The organism is Rhodoblastus sp. (assembly GCF_019449565.1).
Classification (GTDB): domain Bacteria; phylum Pseudomonadota; class Alphaproteobacteria; order Rhizobiales; family Beijerinckiaceae; genus Rhodoblastus.
Map to the genome: position 1 here is coordinate 1 of NZ_JAGRPM010000005.1, position 5,447 is coordinate 5,447.

At 63.9% G+C, this 5,447-nt stretch carries 5 protein-coding genes; all 5 read right to left on the reverse strand.

What is annotated here, in order from left to right; translation table 11 throughout:
• Window positions 1–279: 279 nt before the first annotated feature.
• Window positions 280–927 carry a TetR/AcrR family transcriptional regulator gene (locus tag QZ409_RS00395; RefSeq protein WP_296706070.1) on the reverse strand — a complete coding sequence of 216 codons (648 nt, stop codon included), beginning with the start codon at window positions 925–927 and terminating at the stop codon, window positions 280–282.
• A gap of 220 nt (window positions 928–1,147) precedes the next feature.
• Window positions 1,148–2,080 (reverse strand): HlyD family secretion protein, encoded by a 933-nt coding sequence (locus QZ409_RS00400; RefSeq protein ID WP_296706071.1) that lies wholly within the window; start codon window positions 2,078–2,080, stop codon window positions 1,148–1,150.
• Entirely contained in the window at window positions 2,077–2,271 is a 195-nt protein-coding gene (locus tag QZ409_RS00405) for a DUF1656 domain-containing protein (protein WP_296706072.1), read from the reverse strand. The genes QZ409_RS00400 and QZ409_RS00405 overlap by 4 nt, the downstream gene beginning before the upstream one ends.
• Entirely contained in the window at window positions 2,268–4,400 is a 2,133-nt protein-coding gene (locus QZ409_RS00410; protein ID WP_296706073.1) for an FUSC family protein, read from the reverse strand. Before QZ409_RS00410 ends, QZ409_RS00405 begins: the two co-directional genes overlap by 4 nt.
• Window positions 4,397–4,855: a MarR family transcriptional regulator gene (locus QZ409_RS00415; RefSeq protein WP_296706074.1), complete on the reverse strand. Its 459-nt coding sequence runs from the start codon at window positions 4,853–4,855 to the stop codon at window positions 4,397–4,399. Before QZ409_RS00415 ends, QZ409_RS00410 begins: the two co-directional genes overlap by 4 nt.
• Between the last annotated feature and the right edge of the window lie 592 nt (window positions 4,856–5,447).

Consider the following 5,447-nt stretch of genomic DNA (forward strand, 5'->3'; position numbering starts at 1 on the left):
GGAGCGGCGACGATCTGGACCTGTCAGCAAAATGGAATGAGCCATGAGCAACTCTTAAGCGCGCTCGTATGAGCGCTCGTAAGAGCGATCTCTCCGCCAAATCCGATCTCAACGGAAGGCGGCCGCCACCGAAGGGATACCGAATTCTCGCGATGCTCGTCACCCAATTCGGCGCTGGCGGGCGCCTGGATGCGACGTGAATGCATGGGTCTTGACCATGTGAACGTTATCGCACGGGCGCGCTAATCTATCATTCTCATCCGCCGCAAGGCCGCCGAATTAATTAATGCAGCCCTTGAGGAAGAGCGCGGCGCATCTTTTGGCTCGGGCGGCGATTTCGTCAGCGTCGGGCGCCGCTCGCTGCCCCAGCATGACGGCCCGTTGCGGCTCCATGATCATCATGCCGCGTAGCGCTCCGGCGGCGAGATAAGGGTCTTCGAGTTCCAGCAATCCCTTTCGACATTGTTCCTTGAGCCAGCGCGCCATAGCCTCGGCGACGAACCCCATGGCGTCGACGAAAAAGGCTTCTGCGATTTCCGGAAAACGGTCGCATTCGCTAAGCACGAGCCGAATGATGGCCGTCGATTCCAGTTCAAGCGTCAGATGTCCATAAGCAATGAGGATGCGAACCAACGCCGATTCCATATCCGGCGCGACAATCGCCTCCTCGTCGAAAGCTATAATGAATCTTTCGATTTTTTCGGAAACGACGCTTTTAAACAGGTCCGCCTTGTTCGGCGTCAACCTGTAGAGTGTCTTGGTGGAAACGCCCGCCCTTTGCGCCATCGCGCAAATGGTTGCGCCGACATAGCCGTTCGCCTGAAATTCCTCCCGCGCCGCCTGGACGATCAGGCCAAGCGTCGCTTCGTCCGCGCGAATTTGCGGGCGCCCGCGACCGCGACAGGTCTCGTTCGCAATTGCTGCCATGGTTACTTTCCAAATCGAGCGTGAACCTGAGGAACCGATTTTGCAATGTCCAAACTGATCGTAATCATCTGACGCATAGCTCGCTTTTCCATTCTCTCACAAGGAGCATATGCTGCGGTAGAGTTGGCGCGGTCCACACCATCATTTCCAGACTCTTATCCCAGCGCTCTCGGTGCAATTCGCCGATCGGTTAACGGGGAGACGGCAAGTGTCGACGCGATCACAATTTCCGGGCCCAGAACCGGATGGCGAAAGCCAGATCATCCGCGAACGTCGAGGGCTGACCAATTGAGACTGTCGCCGTCATGCCGGCCGCGAGGGTGATTTCGGGCGGAACGCTGTCGATGGCGATCCGCACCGGGATTCGTTGCGCGAGGCGAACCCAGGTGAAGACCGGATTCACATTCGACAGTTCGGCCATGGACCCGGCGGCGTTCTGGTCGGCGACCCCTCGGCTGACGCTGTCGACGCGTCCGGTCAGGATTTGATCGGGATAGCCCATCAAGGTGAAGCGCGCGCTGTCTCCGGGATGGACGCTGGCGAGCTGGGTCTCCTCGAAATAGCCGGCGACCCAGAAGGAATCGCTGTCCACGACCGCCAGCGTCGGCTGTCCGGCCGTGACATAATCGCCCTCGCGCAGCCGCAGATTGACGACATAGCCGTTGACGGGCGAGCGCACCACGGCGCGTTCGAGATCGATCCGCGCGCGTTCGAGCTGGGCGCGCGCGGCTTCCGTGGCCGCGGCGGCGACATTAGCGGCGCTTTCATAGCTTTCGCGATCTTCGCGCGACACCGATAGTTCGGACAGCCGAGCACGTCCATCCGCCTTGATCCGGGCGATGCGCAGGGAGTGGCCCTGGCCGTCCAGCGCCGCCTGCGCCTGGTCCCGCGCGATCCGGTAATTGCTGGGGTCGACCACGAACAGCACGTCGCCCTTGCGCACCGCCTGGTTGTCCTTGACCTTGAGCTCGATCAGTTTTCCGCTGACTTCCGGCGCGACCGTGACCGTCTCGACCCGCACGCGGCCGTCGCGGGTCCAGGGCGAGATCATGTAATGGCGCCACAGGGCCGTCGCTCCGAGGACGGCGGCGATCAGCGCGCAGGCGGTCAGGCCGAAGCGAAGGAGGGAGCGAAGGTGGGAGAAGGGTTTCATGGCAGATACACGGTTGCTGAGAGAACGAAGACGAACAGGCAGAGCTCGAACAGGGCCGGATGCCAGACCCGAGCGGACAGGCGCGCGCGCGCCAGCAGGCCGCGCAAGATGAAAAAGATCAGCGCGGCGCACAGGAGGTCGCCGACAAAGGGCGCGACATAGACTCCGAAAAGGTTCAGCTCATGGTTCATGCGCTTGCCGCCTGCTGGAAGAAGCGCGCGCGGCGCGCATAGAGTGCAGCGATGGACGACAGGGCCGCTTCAATCCGTATGGCGCGGGCCGCTTCCTCCGGCCGCTCGGATCGCCGGATTTCAAACCAGGCCCGCGCGGCGGCGAGCGCATCGAGCGCGTCGGCGCGGGACCGGCCGTCGGCGATGGGCCGGAGGCCGTTTTTGGCGACCGCCGTCGCCTCGGCGTCGGAGGCCAGCAGGTTGCGCATCCGAAACACCTCGCGGCCAAGGCGAAGGGCGTCGAAGGCGGCGCCCATGGCGGGATGGGCTTCGATATCGGCCGCGCGAAGCCGTGCGCTCAGCAGGCGCATGCGGTCATGCATCCGGCTCTCCCATTGGCGCGGGTCGATCGTCGCTTTGGAACGCAGCACAGCGAACAGGTCGCGCTGCACTTCGCGCAGCAAATGGCGCTTCAGGCGGCGGGCGTCCACCGGCAGGACGATCCGGTAGACCAGCGCCGTGATTATGCAGCCCAAAGTGATCGCGAAGGCATTGTTGAGGAAGACGGTCGGATCGAAGACCATCGGATTGGAGGGCGCGAGCAGCGTGATCAGGAAGACCGTGAAACCCTGGGCAAAAAAGGCCGCCGCCGGCGATGTCGCCGCAGCGGCGCCGAACGCCAGCGGCGGCGCGAGCCACATGGTGAGCAGGGCGAAGCTGTCAATCTGCGGCAGCACCCAAAGCAGATAGAACAGGCCGAGCAGCGCCGCCGCGGCCGTGCCCCAGGCGAATTGCACGAGATCCGAGGACGGGCGTTCGCGCAGGGCGAACAAGCCGATGGTGGGGACGACGCCCAGCATCATCATGGGGCCTTGCGGCCAGGCGAGGCCGATCCAGAGGGTTCCGGCGACGAGGACGGCGATGGCGGAGCGCGCCGCGTTCAACCGGGCCCAGGCCCAATCCAGATGGGTCGCATTGCGCAAGCCGCCTCCATCGCCGCGACCCGTTTCAAGCCGGATCAAACCTGCAAATCCCCGCGCCAGCACATCGAGGAAATCGCCAAGCTTGTCGGCCGCGATCAGCGTCGCCTCAGTCAAATCGCGCGCGTCATCCGAGCGCCGGGTGAAAAGAGCGTCGAGTTCGTCCGAGAGGCGGCGCAATTCCGAGGCCACCTGTTCGAGATCGCCCGGATCACGGCGCGCCAAGGCGGCGTCGGCCCTGGCGAGAAGCGCATCCGCTTCGCGCGCCCAATCCGCCGCTCGCGTTCCCGGACAGGCCGATTGAGCGAGAAAGTCGCGCAGTCCGGGCGCCGCGCTCAGGGCGCCATGCAACGCGGCGGCGGCGGCGCGCAGGGACGGCGCCGCCCCGGCGACTTCCGGCGTCTCCGCGACAGCGAAACGGATCGCGTCGTCGAGGCCGCCGAGACGCGTGCCGAGCTTGTGCAGGCGCGGCGCAAGCGCGCCGCCCGGCTCGGCCTGAAGCGCGGCGCGGCCGACAGCGACAAGATCGGTCAGCAAATCCCGCAGCAGGGCGTCAAGACGGCGTTGCGCCGTATGTCCCGTCAGAAGCGCGCCGACGAGACCGGAGACGATGACGCCGAGCCCGACGGCGCCAAGACGCGCCATGGCGATGGAAAAAACGCTCTCGGGCGCATCCGCAGCCGGCAGCGCGATCAGCGCGACCGTATAGCCCGCCAGGACCGCGCCATAGGACCGATGGCCGCGCAAAAGGGTCGAGGCGGCTGTGCAGAGCGCCATCCAGGCAGCAAGTCCCAGCAGGAACAGTTCGGGGGTCTGCGCGAAAAACGACATCAGCGTCAAGGCGGCAAGGCCGCCGAGAAAAGTGCCGCCGAGCCGGAAAAGACTCTTTTCGAGGATCATGCCCTGCACCGGATTGGCCACCAGCATCACGGTGGTCAAGGCCGAATAGGGCGTGTCTAGCTGAAGCAGGAAGGCGAGCCACAGGGCGATCAGGCCCGCGATCACCGTGCGCGCCGCATGCAGCGCCGCGGCGGGCGCGACAAGATGCGCGGCGAGCGCGCGCAAGCTGGCGATGGGCGCGATCAGCAGGGCCGCGAACGCCAGACGCGGCCAGTCTCGCGCTGAACTGGCGTCGCGATCGGCCGCGACGGGCGATGCAGGCAGCGTCATGCGCTATCCTTGAGGCTCTGCGCCAGATCCTGCAGCCGCTGCCCATTGTCGAAGATCTGGTCGAAAACCCGCATGCAGGTGGCGAGATCGCTTTCCGCGACCCCGGAAAGCAGCTCCCGACGCACTTTTTTCGCGACATCCGCGGTCAATTCGTAAATCTCCCGACCGGCCGGCGTCATGTGCAGGGTTTTGCCGCGGCGGTCGTGCGGGTCGTTCCGGCGCGTGACGAAGCCTTGCTGCTCCAGGCGATCGACGAGTTGACCGAGCGAGGGGCGCTCCATCTCCAGCGTCTCCGCCAGATCCTTGGGGCGGACGCCATCGCCAAGCTCGCCGAGATAGAACAGGGGGCGACAGGTCGCGGAGGTCAGCCCGAAACGGGAGAGTTCCGCATCCATGATCGCCCGCCAGCGGCGGGTGAGCAGGATCGCGCTATTGACGAATGCCTCTGGGGTCATGGAATGAGCCTAATGATAAGTAACAATATCATTAGTTGGCTAACTATATATCCAGATCGGCCTTGTCAAGGAATTTTGAAGACGTCCCGCAATTTTCGACGTGATATTGATGGTTGAAGCGTCTGCTAGGCGGGAGGCTGTTGCGATGGAATGGTGCGGCTTAAAGCGGCTGTTATGTCGGCCAGGAATTCGTACGATCGCAGACGCGCATGATGATCAAATACGGCCGATGCCACCATGAGTTCGTCGGCGTTTGTCCGATTGATAAAATCCTTCAGCTTCGCCTCGACCTTCCTTGGAGATCCGACAAAGGAGCAGGTCAGCATATTGGCTGCTCGCGCCCGTTCCGATGGCGAACCATAGGCCTCGATGTCATCGAGCGGCGGTTTCAGACAGCCGCGGGTTCCCCGGGCAATATCGATGACGCGCTGCTGGTTGGATGTAAAAAGACTGGCCGGCCCCCATTGGGTGGTCCGGTTTGAATGTTAGTGCATGACGAGCTGCGGCGCCAATGCCGGGGTGGCCGGCGAAGCTGGTCCGGATTGCGCAGCCGGCCATAGAACGGCTTCTGGAGCGGGCGGTTTATAGCCCA